15 protein-coding genes are annotated in these 19,291 nt (G+C 58.4%); 12 read left to right on the top strand and 3 right to left on the bottom strand.

Annotated features, from left to right (window positions below; genetic code table 11):
• Together leuB and leuA are read right to left on the bottom strand one after the other, a co-directional pair.
• The gene (leuB, locus tag REA38_RS24080) at nucleotides 1-1,092 is read right to left on the bottom strand and encodes a 3-isopropylmalate dehydrogenase (RefSeq protein WP_308886763.1); all 1,092 of its coding nucleotides are present in this window, start codon (nucleotides 1,090-1,092) and stop codon (nucleotides 1-3) included.
• A 2-nt stretch (nucleotides 1,093-1,094) separates the two neighbouring features.
• Complete coding sequence (gene leuA / locus REA38_RS24075) at nucleotides 1,095-2,669, bottom strand: 2-isopropylmalate synthase (RefSeq protein WP_004932820.1); 1,575 nt, start codon at nucleotides 2,667-2,669, stop codon at nucleotides 1,095-1,097.
• An 872-nt stretch (nucleotides 2,670-3,541) separates the two neighbouring features.
• Here leuA and leuO point away from each other — a divergent pair.
• The 5 genes from leuO to cra all read left to right on the top strand — a co-directional run bounded on the left by leuO (nucleotide 3,542) and on the right by cra (nucleotide 10,516).
• Nucleotides 3,542-4,489 (top strand): transcriptional regulator LeuO, encoded by a 948-nt coding sequence (leuO, locus tag REA38_RS24070; RefSeq protein WP_033649194.1) that lies wholly within the window; start codon nucleotides 3,542-3,544, stop codon nucleotides 4,487-4,489.
• 466 nt (nucleotides 4,490-4,955) lie between these two features.
• A complete protein-coding gene (locus tag REA38_RS24065) occupies nucleotides 4,956-6,764 on the top strand; it encodes a long-chain fatty acid--CoA ligase (RefSeq protein ID WP_060439094.1) in 1,809 nt (602 codons plus the stop codon).
• Between the two features lie 316 nt (nucleotides 6,765-7,080).
• Nucleotides 7,081-8,799, top strand: coding sequence for an acetolactate synthase 3 large subunit (gene ilvI, locus REA38_RS24060; protein WP_041033253.1), 1,719 nt, complete (start codon nucleotides 7,081-7,083; stop codon nucleotides 8,797-8,799).
• A 2-nt stretch (nucleotides 8,800-8,801) separates the two neighbouring features.
• The gene (ilvN, locus tag REA38_RS24055; protein WP_004932806.1) at nucleotides 8,802-9,293 is read left to right on the top strand and encodes an acetolactate synthase small subunit; all 492 of its coding nucleotides are present in this window, start codon (nucleotides 8,802-8,804) and stop codon (nucleotides 9,291-9,293) included.
• 218 nt (nucleotides 9,294-9,511) lie between these two features.
• Nucleotides 9,512-10,516 (top strand): catabolite repressor/activator, encoded by a 1,005-nt coding sequence (gene cra / locus REA38_RS24050; protein ID WP_004932801.1) that lies wholly within the window; start codon nucleotides 9,512-9,514, stop codon nucleotides 10,514-10,516.
• Nucleotides 10,517-10,553: 37 nt separating this feature from the next.
• Here the strand turns inward: cra and REA38_RS24045 are convergent, their stop codons facing one another.
• Entirely contained in the window at nucleotides 10,554-10,994 is a 441-nt protein-coding gene (locus REA38_RS24045; protein WP_033637098.1) for an L-alanine exporter AlaE, read from the bottom strand.
• Nucleotides 10,995-11,856: 862 nt separating this feature from the next.
• On the opposite strand from REA38_RS24045, the gene mraZ reads away from it, so the two are divergent.
• From mraZ to mraY, 7 genes are read left to right on the top strand one after another with little or no spacing between them, the layout of a single operon-like run.
• Nucleotides 11,857-12,315 carry a division/cell wall cluster transcriptional repressor MraZ gene (gene mraZ, locus REA38_RS24040; RefSeq protein ID WP_025159638.1) on the top strand — a complete coding sequence of 153 codons (459 nt, stop codon included), beginning with the start codon at nucleotides 11,857-11,859 and terminating at the stop codon, nucleotides 12,313-12,315.
• A gap of 2 nt (nucleotides 12,316-12,317) precedes the next feature.
• A complete protein-coding gene (gene rsmH, locus REA38_RS24035) occupies nucleotides 12,318-13,259 on the top strand; it encodes a 16S rRNA (cytosine(1402)-N(4))-methyltransferase RsmH (protein WP_033637099.1) in 942 nt (313 codons plus the stop codon).
• A complete protein-coding gene (ftsL, locus tag REA38_RS24030; protein WP_012005204.1) occupies nucleotides 13,256-13,576 on the top strand; it encodes a cell division protein FtsL in 321 nt (106 codons plus the stop codon). The genes rsmH and ftsL overlap by 4 nt, the downstream gene beginning before the upstream one ends.
• A gap of 42 nt (nucleotides 13,577-13,618) precedes the next feature.
• A complete protein-coding gene (locus REA38_RS24025; protein ID WP_004932790.1) occupies nucleotides 13,619-15,382 on the top strand; it encodes a peptidoglycan glycosyltransferase FtsI in 1,764 nt (587 codons plus the stop codon).
• Nucleotides 15,369-16,856, top strand: coding sequence for a UDP-N-acetylmuramoyl-L-alanyl-D-glutamate--2,6-diaminopimelate ligase (gene murE, locus REA38_RS24020; protein WP_033652911.1), 1,488 nt, complete (start codon nucleotides 15,369-15,371; stop codon nucleotides 16,854-16,856). Before REA38_RS24025 ends, murE begins: the two co-directional genes overlap by 14 nt.
• Entirely contained in the window at nucleotides 16,853-18,214 is a 1,362-nt protein-coding gene (gene murF, locus REA38_RS24015) for a UDP-N-acetylmuramoyl-tripeptide--D-alanyl-D-alanine ligase (RefSeq protein ID WP_308886757.1), read from the top strand. Before murE ends, murF begins: the two co-directional genes overlap by 4 nt.
• Nucleotides 18,208-19,290, top strand: a complete 1,083-nt coding sequence (mraY, locus tag REA38_RS24010; protein WP_004932782.1) for a phospho-N-acetylmuramoyl-pentapeptide-transferase — start codon at nucleotides 18,208-18,210, stop codon at nucleotides 19,288-19,290. Before murF ends, mraY begins: the two co-directional genes overlap by 7 nt.
• Nucleotide 19,291: the final 1 nt, after the last annotated feature.

The following is a 19,291-nucleotide window of genomic DNA, read 5'->3' as shown; positions in this document are numbered from 1 at the left end:
TTATGCCCCCTGAGCTACAAAGCGAGCGATGATGTCGCCCATTTCATCGGTGCTGACGGCTTTGCCGTCACCGGCCAGATCGGCGGTGCGGTAGCCCTGTTCCAACGCCTGGTTGATGGCGCGCTCCACGGCGTCGGCCGCTTCATCGGCGCCCAGGCTGTAACGCAGCAGCAGGGTGGCGGACAGGATCTGCGCAATCGGGTTGGCAATGCCTTTGCCGGCAATATCCGGCGCGGAACCGCCCGCCGGTTCGTACAGGCCGAAGCCTTGCTCGTTCAGGCTGGCGGACGGCAACATGCCCATCGAGCCGGTGATCATCGCGCATTCGTCGGACAGAATGTCGCCGAACAGGTTGGAGCACAGCAGCACGTCGAACTGGGACGGATCCTTGATCAGCTGCATGGTAGCGTTGTCGATATACATGTGCGACAGCGACACGTCCGGGTAATCCTTGGCGACCTGATTGACCACTTCACGCCACAGGATGGAGCTTTGCAGCACGTTGGCCTTGTCGATCGACGTCACCTTGTGGCGGCGCTTGCGGGCGGATTCGAAGGCGATGCGCGCGATGCGTTCAATCTCGAAACGGTGATACACCTCGGTATCGAAAGCGCGCTCCTGCATGCCCTGGCCTTCGCGGCCCTTCGGCTGGCCGAAGTAGATGCCGCCGGTCAGTTCGCGCACGCACAGAATGTCGAAGCCGCGGGCGGCGATGTCGGCGCGCAGCGGGCAGAATGCTTCCAGCCCTTGATACAGGCGTGCCGGGCGCAGGTTGCTGAACAGTTTGAAGTGCTTGCGCAGCGGCAACAGCGCGCCGCGTTCCGGCTGCTCGGCCGGCGGCAGGTGTTCCCATTTCGGGCCGCCTACCGATCCGAACAGGATGGCGTCGGCCTGCTCGCAGCCGGCGATGGTCGCCGGCGGCAGCGGGCTGCCGTGGCGATCGATGGCGATGCCGCCGACGTCGTATTCGGCAGTGGTGATGCGAATGTCAAAGCGTTGACGCACCGCGTCCAACACTTTGCGCGCCTGAGCCATTACTTCCGGGCCGATGCCGTCTCCGGGCAAGACGGCAATGTGATAAGTCTTCGTCATGTTCACACCGTTTCCTGATTATTTTGATGTTTGTTTTGCTGCAGGCGCTGCTTTTCTTTTTCTACCTGCTGTGAGCGCCAAATATTGTTCAACACGTGCACCATCGCCTTGGCGGAAGATTCGACGATGTCGGTCGCCAGACCCACGCCGTGGAAGCGGCGGCCGTTGTAAGAGACCACGATATCCACCTGGCCCAGCGCGTCGCGGCCATGGCCCTTGGCGGTCAACTGGTACTTCACCAGCTCGATCGGGTAGTCGGTGATGCGATTGATTGCCTGATAAACCGCATCGACCGGGCCGTTGCCGGTGGCGGCTTCGGCTTTCTCTTCGCCGCCGCAGATCAGTTTCACCGAGGCGGTGGCCATGATGCTGCTGCCGGACTGCACGCTGAAGTAGCCCAGGCTGAAGTGCTCCGGCTCTTCCTGCTGTTTGTTGATGAAGGCCAGCGCCTCCAGGTCATAGTCGAACACCTGGCCCTTCTTGTCGGCCAGCTTCAGGAAGGCGGCGTACAGGGTATCCAGGTTATAGTCCTGCTCCTGGTAGCCCATCTCTTCCATGCGGTGTTTCACCGCCGCCCGGCCGGAGCGGGAGGTCAGGTTCAACTGCACGTCCTTCAGGCCGATCGACTGCGGGGTCATGATTTCGTAGTTTTCGCGGTTTTTCAGCACGCCGTCCTGGTGAATGCCGGAGGAGTGGGCGAAGGCGTTGGAGCCGACGATCGCCTTGTTGGCCGGGATCGGCATGTTGCACAGCTGGCTGACGATCTGGCTGGTGCGGAAGATTTCCTGATGATTGATGTTGGTGTGCACGTTCATGATGTCCTGGCGCACCTTAATCGCCATGATCACCTCTTCCAGCGAACAGTTGCCGGCGCGCTCACCGATGCCGTTCAGGGTGCCTTCCACCTGACGGGCGCCGGCCTGAACCGCGGCGATGGAGTTGCCGACCGCCATGCCCAAATCGTCGTGGCAATGCACGGAAATGATGGCTTTGTCGATGTTCGGCACGCGGTCATACAAGGTGGTGATGATGCCGCCGAACTGGTTCGGCGTGGTGTAACCGACGGTGTCCGGAATATTGATGGTGGTGGCGCCGGCGTTGATGGCGGCTTCGACCACGCGGCACAGATTGTCGATCGGCGTGCGGCCGGCGTCTTCACAGGAGAATTCTACGTCGTCGGTGTAGTTGCGGGCGCGTTTGACCGAGCGCACCGCCATCTCCAACACTTCGTCGAACGAGCGTTTCAGTTTCGATTCGATGTGCAGGGTCGAGGTGGCCAGGAATACGTGGATGCGGAATGCTTCGGCGACGCGCAACGCTTCGGCGGCCACGTCGATGTCTTTGTCCACACAGCGGGCCAGGCCGCAGACGCGGCTGTTCTTGATCTGGCGCGCGATGGTTTGCACCGACTCGAAGTCGCCCGGCGAAGAGACCGGGAAGCCGACCTCCATCACGTCGACGCCCATTCTTTCCAGCGCCAGCGCAATCTGAATCTTCTCTTTTACGCTCAGGCTGGCCTGCAACGCCTGTTCGCCATCACGCAGCGTGGTATCGAAAATAATGACTTGTTGGCTCATCGGTGCATTCCTTATCGTGTTGATTTCACGCTAAGCGGGCAAAAAAAAACCCGCGCAGTAGCGCGGGTTTCTTATGGGTGATCGGCTGAGTCAGCTCCGAACTTCGTCCACAGGCATACCGCGCAAACAAGATGCGTTGAGTAGTAGGCCTAGTAGACGATGAGTACGGATCATAAGGGTTCAGCTTCTCTTAAATTGGGTGTCTGCCTAATTTGATACGTGATTGGCCTGGCGATGTCAACACCTGATTGAATGCGGGGACAATGCACCAGCCCATTGGCCAAACAGAGGATCATTCGGCAAAAAAGCGACGCCTTAGAGAAAAAATGGGGCCAGTTTGCGTGCTGCTTAGCATAAACGAATCGAATATATACTGCGCTAATTGCTTCTGGATTTCGTTGCGTTAAGATTTGCGATGAAAAAATAAGAGGGATTAATCACGGGGGGCAACAAAATAACATTTTTTATACAAATGATTTAAATTGAATTCATATGATTAATTGATTATTTTAGTCATAATATAACAAAATAATGTAATTTTACACAAAGTGAGCGGTGTTTTTAGATGGTTTGATTGCTTATGATGTGTTTTTATAGTTTGTCTCATACAGTGCAGCTATGTTGTTTAGTTGTATTAATCATTGTTGATACCTAATTATTAGTACTACCCAGGTGGCATTCTTCCCGCTGACGGGAGAAACTACTGACATGTATTCCATATACGACTTATATCGTGTCGATAACACGAGGTTTTTTATCGGTTGATGACGGTAATGGCAGGATTTGTCGTGCAAAGATATGACAATGCGGCGTTTCATTGTTTGTCGAGCATAAGGATTAGATTATCTACACAGGATTTAGTGGAGTGAAATATGGCTGAATATGATTCAGAAATCACTATGGTCAAAGAGCCGGCGGACATTCATTTGCGCAGCGTCGATCTTAATTTGCTAACGGTGTTTGACGCCGTGATGCAAATGCAAAATATTACGCGAGCCGCTAATTCGCTAGGGATGTCGCAGCCGGCGGTGAGCAACGCGGTAGCGCGCCTGAAGGTGATGTTCAACGACGAACTGTTCGTGCGCTGCGGGCGCGGGATCCAGCCCACCATGCGGGCCAGGCAGCTGTTTGGCCCGGTGCGGCAAGCGTTGCAGCTGGTGCAGAATGAATTGCCGGGCGCCGAGTTCGAGCCGCTGACCAGCACGCGAGCGTTTTCCTTGTCGCTGTGCAGTCCGCTCGATTTGCGCCTGGGCGCCGGGATAATCAATCACGTCAAACAGATCGCGCCGCAGCTTAACCTGCAAATAAAGTCATACATCAACAATAATATCGAACATCAATTGCGTTATCAGGACGTCGAGTTTGTCATCGGCTACAGCCGTTTCGAATCGGCAGAGTTTCGCAGTTTGGCGATGTTCGACGACGAATTAGTGCTGGCGGCCGCGCAGGCGCACCCGAGAATGGGCGAGGAGGCGACGCCGGAGCAAATGCTGGCCGAACAGCACGCGGCGGTATCCCTGGAAAGTTTTGGATCGTTCAGTAAGCCTTTTTATTTAGAGGAACCGATGCTGCGCGCCGTGACGCAGCAGTGCACGGATCTCTACAGCGTGTTGAATATGGTGTCGCAAACGGAGATGGTGGCGATTGCACCCGCCTGGCTGGTGAGACAACAGACGGAGGCGTTGAAAATAAAGGCGGTTCCTTTGTGCGCCAATCACAATAAAGCAACCTGCTATCTTTCTTGGCATGAATCCTCCGAGCGGGATAAAGGGCACCAGTGGATGAAATCCGTCCTGATTGAGGCGGGTAACCCAAAGTAAATCGATAAAAAATGGGAGCCATATAAAGATAATATTCAACTGAGCGTTTTTTTCTCATGATAAAAACTAAGAACTATCTGTGTTTTTATTAAGATGTTTCTTGGTTTTACGGCGATAAAATAACTTATTTTCATAGTGGGTTTGTTCGTTCAGCAAAAATAATTAATATAAATTAATATTCTGATTTTTACTTTCCGGCTAGTATTTTAAACTAACTCGATGCGGCGGCCCGGATGGGCCGCGTTTTATTGCCGCCGTCAAACCTTTTCCTTCCCGTTCTGTCCAACTGATGAAAGCGCGAAAGCCGGCCTGAGTTTTGGCTCACACTTCTACGCTGAAATCGCTTTTCCCCCTGCCTGAGAGTAGGTAGACTGCGCGGAAAAAAGTAAACACGTGTAAGCTGAGATGAGGGCCGCAAGGCGTCGTTCAGGCTTAACTGTATGATTCATTTCAGGCTTAGAGCACTATGATCACTAATCTGCTGCAATACCATCTGATCCATCGTATACAGCATCAAATCACCCACCGAGCCGATCGCACAGCTTTTCGCCAATGGTCGCCCAACGGCGAGTTGCAACTGACCTGGGGAGCGGCCGCCGCCCGCATTGATCGCATCGCCGCCGGGCTGCTGGGGCTGGGCGTCGAAGTGCAAGAACGCATCGGTATTTTCGCCAATAACACGATGGCCTGGTCGTTGACCGATCTCGCGATCCTGCACCTGCGTGGCGTCAGCGTACCGCTCTATTCCACCAATACGCCGGCGCAGGCGGCGTTTGTCACCAACGACGCCGACATCCGCATACTGTTCGTCGGTGAGCAGGCGCAGCTTGACGCCGCCATCGCGCTGCGCGGCGTCTGCCCACAGCTGCGGCACATTATCGTCTTCGACGAGGGGGCCGATCTGCGCGGCTGCGAGATCGCACAGCATCTGAGCGCCTTCGAGCGCGCTGCCGATCCGGCGGCTTTTGCCGCTCAACGTCGGCAGCGTATTGAAGAGTGCGACCTGCAGGATCTCTTCACCCTGATTTATACCTCGGGTACTACCGGCGAGCCGAAAGGGGTGATGCTGGACTACCGCAACCTGGCGGCGCAGCTCTACCTGCATGATGAAAGGCTGACGGTCGGCGAAGAGGATGTGTCGCTCAGCTTCCTGCCGCTGTCGCACGTGTTCGAGCGGGCCTGGAGCTTCTTTGTGATGCATTCCGGCGCGCAGAACGTCTTCCTGCCGAATACCGACTGGGTGCGGGAAGCTATGGGGCAGATCCGCCCGACGCTGATGTGTGCGGTGCCGCGTTTCTACGAGAAGATTTTCAGCGCGGTGCATGAAAAAGTGGCGCGCGCCCCTTGGCTGCGCCGTGCGTTGTTCCACTGGGCGATCGTCTGCGGCGAGCGCAAATTCCTGCAGGAGCGGGCCGGCAAACCGTTGGGCAAAGTGTTCGACTTCACCCACCGCTGGGCCGACAAGCTGGTGTTGAGCAAGCTGCGCGGTATCCTCGGCGGCCGGGTGCGCTTTTTGCCGGCGGCGGGCGCCAAGCTGGACGACAATGTGATCCTGTTTTTCCAGGCGATGGGCGTCAACATCAAGTACGGTTACGGCATGACCGAAACCTGCGCCACCGTCTCCTGCTGGGAAGAGGGGCATTTCCGCTTCGGCTCTATCGGCAAACCGCTGCCTGAGGTCGAGGTGCGCATTGGCGAGGAAAATGAAATCCAGGTGCGCGGGCCGATCGTGATGCGCGGCTATTTCAACAAACCGTTGGAAACCGCCGCGACCTTTACCGAGGACGGCTGGCTGAAAACCGGCGACGCCGGGGCGATCGATGAAGAGGGCAACCTGTTCATCACCGAACGGCTGAAGGATTTGATGAAAACCTCCGGCGGCAAATACATCGCGCCGCAGATGCTGGAAGGCACGCTGGCGCAGGATCGCTTTATCGAGCAGGTGGCGATCATCGCCGATGCGCGCAAGTTCGTTTCCGCGCTGATCGTGCCGTGCTTTGAGTCGCTGGAAGAGTATGCGAAGTCAGTCAATCTGAAGTATCAGGATCGCCTGGAGCTGCTGCGCAACGGTGAAATCCTCGAGATGTTCGAAAAGCGTCTGCGCGAGATGCAAAAGGAGCTGGCGCGCTTCGAACAGGTGAAGAAGTTCACGCTGCTGCCGGCGGCCTTTTCCATGGAGCTGGGAGAGCTCACGCCAACGCTGAAGCTGCGCCGCAAAGTGATCCTGCAGCGCTATCAGCGCGAAATCGATTCAATGTACCAGGAACAGGCATGACGCCGCCGCCGGGCCATGTGCCCGGCGAAAAAATCGGCATATCCTTCACCTGATTTAGTTCTGTAATTTTCCCTCTGTTCGAAACAATGCCTAGCCTGACAACCCTGCGGCTAGCGCATTGTTTTTATAATGCCGTGATATCCAGCCGCTTGGCAATAACCATGCCTCCGCTAAGCCATTTTGTCGTTTGCCTGCCCCAAATTCTGACGTTATGTTAATTCGATAGCGACAACCCATAAAAACTTTGGGGCATTGCCCCGCAGCAGGCGCTACGTTCCGGCGCCAGAGAAGAATAAGCAAGCCTGGAGGCAAACCCATGGAGATGTTGTCAGGAGCCGAGATGGTCGTCCGATCGTTGATCGATCAGGGCGTTAAGCATGTATTCGGCTACCCCGGCGGGGCGGTGCTCGATATCTACGACGCCCTGCATACGGTTGGAGGGATCGATCATATTCTGGTGCGCCACGAGCAGGGGGCGGTGCACATGGCCGACGGCTACGCACGCGCCACCGGTGAAGTGGGCGTGGTGCTGGTGACCTCTGGCCCCGGCGCCACCAACGCCATTACCGGTATCGCCACCGCCTATATGGACTCGATCCCGATGGTGGTGCTGTCGGGGCAGGTGCCCAGCTCGCTGATCGGCTACGACGCCTTCCAGGAGTGCGATATGGTGGGGATTTCGCGCCCGGTGGTGAAGCACAGCTTCCTGGTAAAACGCACCGAAGACATCCCGGCGGTGTTGAAGAAGGCGTTCTACCTGGCTTCCAGCGGCCGCCCCGGCCCGGTGGTGATCGATCTGCCGAAAGACATCGTTGGCCCGGCGGTGCGGATGCCTTATGCCTATCCGCAGGACGTGAGCATGCGTTCTTACAACCCGACGGTGCAGGGCCACCGCGGGCAGATAAAACGCGCGCTGCAAACCATTCTGGCGGCTAAAAAGCCGGTGATGTACGTCGGCGGCGGCGCGATCAACGCCGGTTGCGAAGCCGAACTGTTGGCCTTGGCGGAACAGCTGAACCTGCCGGTGACCAGCAGCCTGATGGGGTTGGGCGCTTTCCCTGGCACCCACCGCCAGAGCGTCGGCATGCTCGGCATGCACGGCACCTATGAAGCCAACAAAACCATGCATCACGCTGACGTGATCTTCGCCGTCGGCGTGCGTTTCGACGATCGCACCACCAACAATCTGGCCAAATACTGCCCGGACGCCACCGTGCTGCATATCGATATCGATCCGACCTCGATCTCCAAAACGGTGGACGCCGATATTCCGATCGTCGGCGATGCCAAACAGGTGCTGGTGCAGATGCTGGAGCTGTTGGCACAGGACGAGAAAGCGCAGGATCACGACGCGCTGCGCGACTGGTGGCAGTCTATCGAGCAGTGGCGTGCCCGCGACTGCCTGGGTTACGACAAGCACAGCGGCACCATCAAACCGCAGGCGGTGATCGAAACCTTGCACCGCCTGACCAAAGGCGATGCGTATGTCACCTCGGACGTCGGCCAGCACCAAATGTTCGCCGCGCTCTATTATCCGTTCGATAAACCGCGCCGCTGGATCAACTCCGGCGGCCTCGGCACCATGGGCTTCGGCCTGCCGGCGGCACTGGGCGTCAAGCTGGCGTTGCCGGAGGAAACCGTGGTGTGCGTGACCGGCGACGGCAGCATTCAGATGAATATTCAGGAGCTGTCCACCGCGCTGCAATATAACCTGCCGGTGGTGGTGGTGAACCTCAACAACCGCTATCTGGGCATGGTAAAGCAGTGGCAGGACATGATTTATTCCGGCCGTCACTCGCAGTCCTACATGGATTCGCTGCCGGACTTCGTCAAGCTGGCCGAGGCTTACGGCCATGTCGGCATCGCCATCCGCACGCCGGATGAGCTGGAAAGCAAGCTGGCGCAGGCGCTGGCGGAAAAAGAGCGGCTGGTGTTCGTCGACGTGACCGTCGATGAAACCGAACATGTTTACCCGATGCAGATCCGCGGCGGAAGCATGGACGAAATGTGGCTTAGCAAAACGGAGAGGACCTGATCATGCGCCGTATTTTATCTGTCTTGCTGGAAAACGAATCCGGCGCCTTGTCGCGCGTGGTCGGGCTGTTCTCCCAGCGCGGTTATAACATCGAGAGCCTGACGGTGGCGCCGACCGACGATCCGACGCTGTCGCGCATGACTATCCAGACCGTCGGCGACGAGAAAGTGCTGGAGCAGATTGAGAAACAGCTGCACAAGCTGGTGGACGTGCTGCGCGTCAGCGAGCTGGTGCAGGGCGCCCACGTTGAGCGCGAGATCATGCTGGTGAAGCTGCAGGCCAGCGGCTACGGCCGTGAAGAGGTGAAGCGCTGCGCCGACATTTTCCGTGGCCAGATCGTGGATGTGACGGCGACGCTGTACACGGTACAGCTGGCTGGCACCAGCGACAAGCTCGACGCCTTCCTGAGCGCGGTGCGTGAAGTGGCGGAGATCGTGGAAGTGGCCCGTTCCGGGGTGGTCGGCGTGTCGCGTGGCGACAAAATCATGCGCTGAGTGCGGTCTGGCGGTGAATAATCAGGGGCGCGGCGTGGCTGCGCCCTTTGTTTTTCGGTATTTTTTGCCCGATTGCTGGCACCTTTCGGCAAAAGCGGTTGCTAGGCAGTGTTTTCTGCTGTTAGATCGCAGAGGCTGGATTGAATAACCGCACGGGATGTCATGGTTAATCCGAGCACAGCCTTCACTTCTATTTTCAGCGTCATTAAGGGGTTCATGTGAAACTGGATGAAATCGCGCGTCTCGCGGGCGTTTCGCGCACGACGGCCAGTTACGTCATCAACGGCAAGGCGAAGCAGTATCGTGTCAGCGATAAAACCGTCGAGAAAGTGATGGCCGTGGTCAGGGAGCATAACTATCACCCGAATGCCGTCGCGGCGGGGCTGCGCGCCGGGCGTACCCGTTCTATCGGTCTGGTGATCCCGGATCTGGAAAATACCAGCTATACCCGCATCGCCAACTACCTGGAGCGCCAGGCGCGCCAGCGTGGTTACCAATTGCTGATCGCCTGTTCCGAAGATCAGCCGGACAACGAAATGCGCTGTATCGAGCACCTGCTGCAGCGCCAGGTGGACGCCATCATCGTCTCCACCGCCTTGCCGCCGGAGCATCCTTTCTATCAACGCTGGGCCAACGATCCGCTGCCGATCATCGCGCTGGACCGCGCGCTGGATCGCGAGCATTTCATCAGCGTCGTCGGGGCCGATCAGGAAGACGCCTTTGCACTGGCGCAGGAGCTGCGCACCTTCCCGGCTGAATCGGTGCTGTATCTGGGCGCCTTGCCGGAGCTTTCGGTGAGCTTCCTGCGCGAGCAGGGCTTCCGTCAGGCCTGGCAAGAGGATCCCCGCCATGTCGATTACCTGTACGCCAACAGCTATGAACGTGAAGCCGCCGGCGCGCTGTTCGCCGAATGGCTGAAAACGCACCCGATGCCGCAGGCGCTGTTCACCACCTCATTCTCGCTGTTGCAGGGCGTGATGGACGTGACGCTGAAGCAACGCGGCCGTTTGCCTACCGATCTGGCGATTGCCACCTTCGGCGACCATGAACTGTTGGATTTCCTCGAGTGCCCGGTGCTCGCGGTGGCGCAGCGCCATCGCGACGTGGCCGAACGCGTGCTCGAGCTGGTGTTGGCCAGCCTGGACGAACCGCGTAAACCCAAGCCGGGTTTGACGCGTATTCGCCGCAATCTGTTCCGCCGCGGCAGCCTGAGCCGCAAATAGTTCGCTCTACGGGAGCTCGCTTTGGCGGGCTCCTGGTTTAGACATAGCCCGCCACCCGGAACAGCCGCCTGCAATATTCCAGGAAATAGCCATACACCACGCCCATCGCCATGGAGACCAGCGCATTACTGGTCACCGCCGCCAGCATTTGTGGGCCGTCGGCGCCTACGCTCCACAGAATGGCGGCATAAACCGGCGACTGGAAACTGACGTAGGCCAGCAGATCGGCGAGGTTGCGCAGCACGAACTGGCCGCGCGGGCAGCGGCGCGCCGTGCGGATAAACAGATCGCGATAGCGGCCGTAGGGCCAGGCGATCAGGATGTTGACCGGAATCGACAGCAGGCGCGAAGAGAGGGATTGCTGAAAGCTCATGCCGGAGATCAACACTTCTATCGCCATGCCGGCGATAAAGCAGTACACCACCAGTGCGAACGTATCGGCAGCGGCGCTACGCCAGTGAGCGGCAGGCGAAAGCATGTGTCATCCCCTTTGGTTAAACTGCTGTTAAATTATTAATAATTGGATGTTAAGTCTGGGTTTTTGCGTTTTTTATAGTGTACTAAGCTGCATTGTGTTTTTTAACTAGGTTTATATTTTTATTTTTAACATTTGTTCGGTTTTTGTCCCGCGGAACCGGGGAAGAGGTGAGGGCGGAGGGATTAAAATCGGCATTTTAAAATAAATTCATTAAAAACATGTGGTTGCGATTTTTTGCTTCAAGTGAAGATTTTTTCCGGCAGAAATTGTGGAAATAAAGGTGTAAGAAAATGAAACCATAATTGTAAACAGGTATTTTGGGAATAATCTTACCAAATTGATTTAAATCGAAATTACTTCTGCTCGTAATATCCGAGCCATTTATTTTTTTCGCGGCCTCATCACGGCCGTGCAAATTGAAGTAAAATAGCGCCCGGTTTTACGGTGAATAACGATTGAGCGTTATTAACTCAAGGAGTTATGGCCTTATTCCGCGATCGATTCGCCAGGCGCCGAGCCTTGGCGGGCGCGGCTCGCCAGCGGTTACCGCACTGAGATTGCCGAGCTGAAAAATGAGACATGGCTTGCAGAAGGAAGTAATGAGTTAATTAATCGCCAGTTCGTCAGGTTTTTAATCAGATTCTTTCCGCTTAGAAAATTCTCTCCGTTTATCATGGTGTTAATTTTTAATCGTCGAATAATCAGAGTTTCTTTCGCGAGTCAGCTCCCAAAATGACCAGAGAAATATTGCCAAAGCGCTGGCGCTCTGGCTTGACAAGGTTTTCATACCCTCCGTAAACTCCATTGTGTGGGAATTTGTGGGGTAAAGTGGTGAAAACGGTCACTAAGGGGTAGCTCAGGAATGTTCCGTGGAGCGACGATGGTCAACCTCGACAGCAAAGGGCGGCTCGCCGTACCTACCCGATATCGGGAATTGCTCAACGAGGAATCGCAAGGCCAAATGGTCTGTACCATTGACCTCCATCAGCCCTGCCTGCTGCTTTATCCTTTGCCCGAATGGGAAATTATTGAACAAAAATTATCACGTCTGTCGAGCATGAATCCCGCCGAGCGCCGCGTTCAGCGCCTGTTGCTGGGGCATGCCAGTGAGTGTCAGATGGATAGTGCCGGTCGTTTGCTGCTCGCCAATACGCTGCGGCAACACGCCGGACTCACGAAAGAAGTGATGCTGGTCGGTCAGTTCAACAAGTTTGAACTGTGGGATGAACAGACCTGGTATCAACAAGTCAAGGATGATATTGACGCTGAACAGTCGACTCAGGAACCGTTGTCTGAGCGGCTACAGGACTTGTCGCTATAAGCATGTTGGAAAACTATAAACACACCACCGTCCTGCTGGACGAAGCCGTCAACGGCCTCAACATCCGCAGCAACGGCATATATATCGACGGTACTTTTGGTCGCGGTGGCCATTCTCGTCTGATTCTGTCCCAGCTGGGGCCGGAAGGGCGCTTGCTGGCGATTGACCGTGACCCTCAGGCGATTGCAGCCGCCAAATCTATTGAAGATCCTCGTTTTACCATCGTACACGGCCCATTCTCCGAGTTGTCGCACTACGTGCGGGAACGTGAATTGGTGGGCAAGATCGACGGCGTTCTGCTCGATCTGGGCGTTTCTTCGCCGCAGCTTGACGACGCAGAGCGCGGGTTTTCCTTTATGCGCGATGGCCCGCTGGACATGCGCATGGATCCCTCCACCGGTTTGTCCGCCGCCGAGTGGCTGATGAAGGCCGAAGCGGACGACATCGCCTGGGTGCTGAAAACCTTTGGCGAAGAGCGTTTCGCCAAGCGCATCGCGCGCGCCATCGTGGAAAGAAACCGCGTGGAGCCGATGACGCGCACCAAAGCGTTGGCGGATCTGATTGCCGATGCCAGCCCGTTCCGTGAAAAGCACAAGCATCCGGCGACGCGCAGCTTCCAGGCGATCCGCATCTATATCAACAGCGAGCTGGAAGAGATCGAGCGTGCGCTCGACGGCGCGCTGGAAGTGCTGGCCCCACGGGGCCGTTTGTCGATCATCAGCTTCCACTCGCTGGAAGACCGCATCGTCAAACGCTTTATGCGTCACCACAGCCGCGGCGCCCAGGTGCCGGCGGGCATTCCGTTGACCGAAGAGCAACTGCGCAGCATGGGCGGGCGAACGCTGAAAGCGCTGGGCAAAATGATGCCGTCGGAAGCGGAAGTGGCGGACAACCCGCGTGCGCGCAGCTCGGTGCTGCGTATTGCTGAGAGGATGCCCGCGTGATTGGCAACGAACGTCACGGCCTGGTCGGGGTGATTGGCGGCGATCTGCTGCGCAATGCCAAGATCCCCCTGATTTTACTGATTGCGTCACTGGTCTCCGCGGTTTTCGTGGTGACCACCGCGCACCGCACCCGCCTGCTGACCGCCGAGCGCGAACAGCTGGTGCTGGAGCGCGATGCGCTGGATATCGAGTGGCGCAACCTGATTTTAGAAGAGAACGCCCTCGGCGATCACAGCCGGGTTGAACGTATCGCGACAGAAAAACTGCAGATGCAACACGTTGATCCATCGCAGGAAAATATCATCGTTAAACAATGAATGGTTTAACCGGAATAATGACACGGAGTAGAAAGGAAACGCATGAAAGCAGCGCGCCCCGGTAAGTTGAGACGCCAGGAAGATCAGGCCAGCTTTGTCAGCTGGCGTTTTGCGTTGCTGTGCGGCTGCATTTTGCTGGCGATGGTTGGCCTGATGCTGCGCGTCGCGTACCTGCAGGTCATCAACCCCGATCGTCTGGTGAAAGAAGGCGACATGCGTTCGCTACGCGTGCAGGAAGTGCCGACCGCGCGCGGCATGATCAGCGATCGCGCCGGCCGGCCGTTGGCGGTCAGCGTGCCGGTCAATGCGGTGTGGGCGGATCCGAAAGAGCTGAACGAGCGCGGCGGCATCACGCTGGACAGCCGTTGGAAAGCGCTTTCCGATGCGCTGAACATCCCGCTGGATCAACTCTCAAACCGCATCAACGCTAACCCGAAAGGGCGCTTCGTTTATCTGGCGCGCCAGGTGAACCCGGCGATCGGCGACTACATCCACAAACTCAAGCTGCCGGGGATCTACCTGCGGCAGGAGTCGCGCCGTTACTATCCGGCGGGGCAGGTGACGTCGCATATCATCGGCGTGACCAATATCGACGGGCAAGGCATCGAAGGCGTCGAGAAGAGCTTCGACCGCTGGCTGACCGGGCAACCGGGCGAGAGAACGGTGCGTAAGGACCGCTTCGGCCGGGTGATCGAAGATATTTCCTCCGTCGACAGCCAGGCGGCGCACAACCTGGTGCTGAGCGTCGATGAACGCCTGCAGGCGCTGGTGTATCGCGAGCTGAACAACGCGGTGGCGTTCAACAAGGCCGAGTCGGGCACTGCGGTGCTGATCGACGTGAACACCGGCGAAGTGCTGGCGATGGCCAACAGCCCGTCTTACAACCCGAACAACATGGCCGGTACGCCGAAAGAGACCATGCGTAACCGTGCTATCACCGATATTTTTGAACCCGGTTCAACCGTGAAGCCGATGGTGGTGATGACCGCGCTGCAAAACGGCGTGGTGAGAGAAAACAGCGTGCTGAACACCATCCCGTACCGCATTCAGGGCCACGAGATCAAAGACGTGGCGCGATACTCGGAGCTGTCATTGACCGGGATCTTGCAGAAGTCGAGTAACGTCGGTGTTTCAAAGCTGGCGTTAGCGATGCCGTCCTCAGCGTTAGTAGATACTTACTCTCGTTTTGGGCTGGGAAAAGCGACCAATTTGGGGCTGGTCGGAGAAAGCAGTGGCATATACCCAAAAAAACAACGGTGGTCTGACATAGAGAGGGCCACCTTCTCTTTCGGCTACGGGCTGATGGTAACTCCGTTACAGTTGGCGCGAGTCTATGCAACGATCGGCAGCCTGGGCGTGTATCGCCCATTGTCGATCACCAAGGTTGACCCTCCGGTCGCCGGCGAGCGCGTTTTCCCTGAACCTCTGGTGCGCACCGTGGTGCACATGATGGAAAGCGTGGCCTTGCCGGGCGGCGGCGGCGTGAAAGCCGCCATCAAGGGATACCGTATCGCCATCAAAACCGGTACCGCGAAAAAAGTGGGCCCGGACGGCAAATACGTCAACCGATACATCGCTTATACCGCCGGCGTCGCGCCGGCAAGTAACCCCCGTTTTGCCCTGGTGGTCGTCATCAACGACCCGCAGGGTGGGAAATACTATGGTGGCGCAATCTCCGCGCCGGTGTTCGGCGCCATCATGGGTGGCGTATTGCGCACCATGAACGTCGAGCCTGACGCGTTGCCTACCGGTGACAAAAGCGAATTAGTGATTAACAAGAAAGAGGGTTCAGGTGGCAGATCGTAATTTGCGCGACTTACTCGCCCCGTGGGTGCCGACGGCACCCGGGCGCGCGCTGCGGGAAATGACATTAGACAGCCGTGTGGCGGCTGCCGGGGATCTGTTTGTCGCCGTTGTCGGCCATCAAACGGATGGACGCCGCTATATTCCGCAGGCCATCGCGCAGGGCGTCGCCGCCGTGATCGCCGAAGCTGACGGTCAGGCCGAAGACGGCGCCATCGTTGAAATGCACGGCGTGCCGGTGATCTACCTGAGCCAACTGAACCAGCGCCTTTCCGCGCTGGCCGGGCGTTTTTACCACCAGCCGGGCGAGCGTCTGCGTCTGGTCGGCGTGACCGGCACCAACGGCAAAACCACCACTACGCAGCTGCTGGCGCAGTGGAGCCAACTGCTGGGCGAAACCAGCGCGGTGATGGGCACCGTCGGCAACGGCCTGCTGGGCCAGGTGTGCCCGACCGAGAATACCACCGGTTCTGCGGTGGATGTTCAACACGTATTAAACGAGCTGGCGGAACAGGGCGCGACCTTCGCCGCCATGGAAGTTTCTTCGCACGGTCTGGTGCAACACCGGGTGGCGGCGCTGCCGTTCGCCGCGGCGGTCTTCACCAACCTGAGCCGCGATCACCTGGATTACCACGGTGATATGGCCAATTACGAGGCGGCCAAATGGTCGCTGTTCGCCGCCCACAGCGTGGGGCAGGCGATCATCAACGCCGACGATGAAGTCGGTCAGCGCTGGCTGAGCAAGCTGCCGGATGCGGTGGCGGTGACGATGCAGGGCAACCTGCAGCCGGGCGGCCACGGCCGCTGGCTGAAAACCACGGCGGTCGACTATCACGACAACGGCGCCACCGTTCGCTTCAGCTCCAGCTGGGGCGACGGCGAGATCGAAAGCCGCCTGATGGGCGCGTTCAACGTCAGCAACCTGCTGTTGGCCTTGGCGACGCTGCTGTCGCTGGGCTATCCGCTGGAGGCGCTGGTGGAAACCGGCAGCCGTCTGCAGCCGGTCTGCGGCCGCATGGAAGTGTTTAACGCGCCGGGCAAACCGACGGTAGTGGTGGATTACGCCCACACGCCGGATGCGCTGGAGAAAGCGCTGGAAGCCGCGCGCCTGCACTGCCAGGGGCAGCTGTGGTGCGTGTTCGGCTGCGGCGGCGATCGCGACAAGGGCAAGCGTCCGCTGATGGGCGGCATCGCCGAACAGTTCGCCGATCGCGTGGTGATCACCGATGACAACCCGCGTACCGAAGAGCCGCGCGCGATTATCAACGACATCCTGACCGGATTGCTGGACGCCGGGCAGGCGCTGGTGATCCACGGCCGCGCCGAAGCGGTAACCAGCGCCATCATGCAGGCGCAGGAACAGGATGTGGTGTTGGTGGCGGGCAAAGGCCACGAAGATTACCAATTGGTAGGCAACCGCCGCCTGGATTACTCCGACCGCACGACGGTCGCCCGACTGCTGGGGGTGCTGGCATGATCCCTGTCTCTCTTCAGACACTGGCTGAGGTATTGAGCGCTGAGCTGATTGGCGCCGATTGCCAAATTGTCGAGGTGACGACAGACACCCGCAAGGTGACCGCCGGTTGCCTGTTTGTGGCGCTGAAAGGCGAGCGTTTCGACGCTCACGACTTCGCGGCGGATGCCGTAGCCGCAGGCGCCGGGGCGCTGCTGGTCAGTAAGCGCTTATTGGTGGACGTGTCGCAGCTGGTGGTGCAAGACACCCGTCTGGCGCTGGGGCAGCTTGGCGCCTGGGTGCGTCAGCAGGTGCCGGCGCGCGTGGTGGCGCTGACCGGCTCCTCGGGCAAGACATCGGTGAAAGAAATGACCGCCGCCATTCTGCGCGAATGCGGCGAAGTGCTGTATACCGCCGGCAACTTCAATAACGACATCGGCGTGCCGCTGACGTTGCTGCGTCTGGAACCGCAGCATGATTTTGCCGTGATTGAGCTGGGCGCTAACCACATTGGCGAAATTGCTTACACCACCGCATTGACGCGGCCGCAGACCGCTTTGGTGAACAACCTGGCGGCGGCTCACCTGGAAGGCTTTGGCTCGCTGGCCGGCGTCGCCCAGGCGAAAGGTGAAATCTTTACCGGCCTGCCGGCCGACGGCGTGGCGATCATCAACGCCGATAACAACGACTGGCCGCACTGGCAGAACATGCTGGGCGGCAAAACCGTCTGGTGCTTCTCGCCGCAGGCCGCCGCAGGCGTGGACTTCTTCGCGGACGACGTGCGGGTAAACGGCGCGGGCACGCAGTTCACGCTGCACAGCCCGTTCGGCACCGCCGAGATCGCGCTGCCGCTGCCGGGGCGCCACAACGTGGCCAATGCGCTGGCGGCGACGGCGCTGGCGATGTCGGTGGGCGCCACCCTCGAAGCGGTGCGTCAGGGGCTGAAACAGCTGCAGGCGGTGCCGGGGCGTCTGTTCCCGGTGGCGCTGGCCGAAGGCAAGCTGCTGCTGGACGACAGCTATAACGCCAACGTCGGGTCGATGACCGCGGCGGCGCAGGTGCTGGCAGAGATGCCGGGCTACCGCGTGATGGTGGTCGGCGATATGGCCGAGCTGGGTGCGGAAGCGGAAGAGTGTCACCGTCAGGTGGGCGAAGCCGCCCGTCTGGCCGGGGTCGACAAAGTGATCAGCGTCGGCGGTTTGAGCCGCGTGCTGAGCGAAGCCTCCGGCAACGGCGAACATTATCAGGACAAGACAGCAGTGATCGCGCGCGTGGCGGAATTACTGTCGGAACATGCGGTCATTACCGTGTTAATCAAAGGTTCACGTAGTGCCGCAATGGAGCAGGTAGTACGCGCGTTACAGGAGAAAGCACCATGTTAGTTTGGCTGGCCGAGCATTTGGTCAAGTATTACTCAGGCTTCAACGTCTTTTCTTATCTGACGTTCCGAGCCATTGTCAGCCTGCTGACCGCGCTGTTCCTGTCGCTGTGGATGGGTCCGCGGGTGATCAAGCGCCTGCAAGAAATGTCCTTCGGCCAGGTGGTGCGCAACGACGGCCCCGAGTCGCACTTCAGCAAGCGCGGCACGCCGACCATGGGCGGCATCATGATCCTGACCTCCATCACCATTTCGGTGCTGATGTGGGCTTACCCGTCCAACCCGTATGTCTGGTGCGTGCTGTTCGTGCTGGTGGGGTACGGCATCGTCGGTTTCGTCGACGACTACCGCAAGGTGGTGCGTAAGGACACCAAAGGGCTGATCGCCCGCTGGAAGTATTTCTGGCAGTCGGTGATTGCGCTGATTGTCGCATTCGCCATGTACGCCGTAGGAAAAGACACGCCAGCCACCGAGCTGGTTGTGCCGTTCTTTAAGGACGTGATGCCGCAGCTGGGCCTGCTGTATATCCTGCTGGCCTATTTCGTCATCGTCGGCACCAGCAACGCGGTCAACCTGACCGATGGCCTGGACGGCTTGGCGATCATGCCGACGGTATTCGTGGCGGCCGGCTTTGCGCTGGTGGCCTGGGCGACCGGTAACATGAACTTCGCCAACTACCTGCATATTCCGTATCTGCGTCATGCCGGTGAGCTGGTGATCGTGTGTACCGCCATCGTCGGCGCCGGCCTCGGGTTCCTGTGGTTCAACACCTACCCGGCCCAGGTGTTTATGGGTGACGTCGGGTCGTTGGCGCTGGGTGGCGCGCTGGGCACCATCGCGGTGCTGCTGCGCCAGGAGTTCTTGTTGGTGATCATGGGCGGCGTGTTCGTGGTAGAGACGCTGTCGGTGATCCTGCAGGTGGGATCGTTCAAGCTGCGCGGGCAACGCATTTTCCGCATGGCGCCGATTCACCACCACTATGAATTGAAAGGCTGGCCGGAACCGCGCGTTATCGTGCGCTTCTGGATCATTTCGCTGATGCTGGTGCTGATTGGCCTGGCAACGCTGAAGGTGCGTTAAT

Origin of the sequence: Serratia sp. MF1(2023) (genome assembly GCF_030954545.1) — a bacterium.
In the GTDB taxonomy this organism is placed as follows: Bacteria; Pseudomonadota; Gammaproteobacteria; order Enterobacterales; family Enterobacteriaceae; genus Serratia; species Serratia sarumanii.
Note: the sequence above shows the minus strand (reverse complement) of the source record. Positions and strands in the feature narration are given on the sequence as shown.

Coding starts and splice junctions, on each gene's coding strand:
- REA38_RS24065 (WP_060439094.1), top strand. CDS start 4,956: ATGATCACTAATCTGCTGCAATACCATCTGATCCATCGTATACAGCAT.
- leuB (WP_308886763.1), bottom strand. CDS start 1,092: ATGACGAAGACTTATCACATTGCCGTCTTGCCCGGAGACGGCATCGGC.
- ilvI (WP_041033253.1), top strand. CDS start 7,081: ATGGAGATGTTGTCAGGAGCCGAGATGGTCGTCCGATCGTTGATCGAT.
- rsmH (WP_033637099.1), top strand. CDS start 12,318: ATGTTGGAAAACTATAAACACACCACCGTCCTGCTGGACGAAGCCGTC.
- mraY (WP_004932782.1), top strand. CDS start 18,208: ATGTTAGTTTGGCTGGCCGAGCATTTGGTCAAGTATTACTCAGGCTTC.
- REA38_RS24025 (WP_004932790.1), top strand. CDS start 13,619: ATGAAAGCAGCGCGCCCCGGTAAGTTGAGACGCCAGGAAGATCAGGCC.
- leuO (WP_033649194.1), top strand. CDS start 3,542: ATGGCTGAATATGATTCAGAAATCACTATGGTCAAAGAGCCGGCGGAC.
- leuA (WP_004932820.1), bottom strand. CDS start 2,669: ATGAGCCAACAAGTCATTATTTTCGATACCACGCTGCGTGATGGCGAA.
- murF (WP_308886757.1), top strand. CDS start 16,853: ATGATCCCTGTCTCTCTTCAGACACTGGCTGAGGTATTGAGCGCTGAG.
- REA38_RS24045 (WP_033637098.1), bottom strand. CDS start 10,994: ATGCTTTCGCCTGCCGCTCACTGGCGTAGCGCCGCTGCCGATACGTTC.
- mraZ (WP_025159638.1), top strand. CDS start 11,857: ATGTTCCGTGGAGCGACGATGGTCAACCTCGACAGCAAAGGGCGGCTC.
- ilvN (WP_004932806.1), top strand. CDS start 8,802: ATGCGCCGTATTTTATCTGTCTTGCTGGAAAACGAATCCGGCGCCTTG.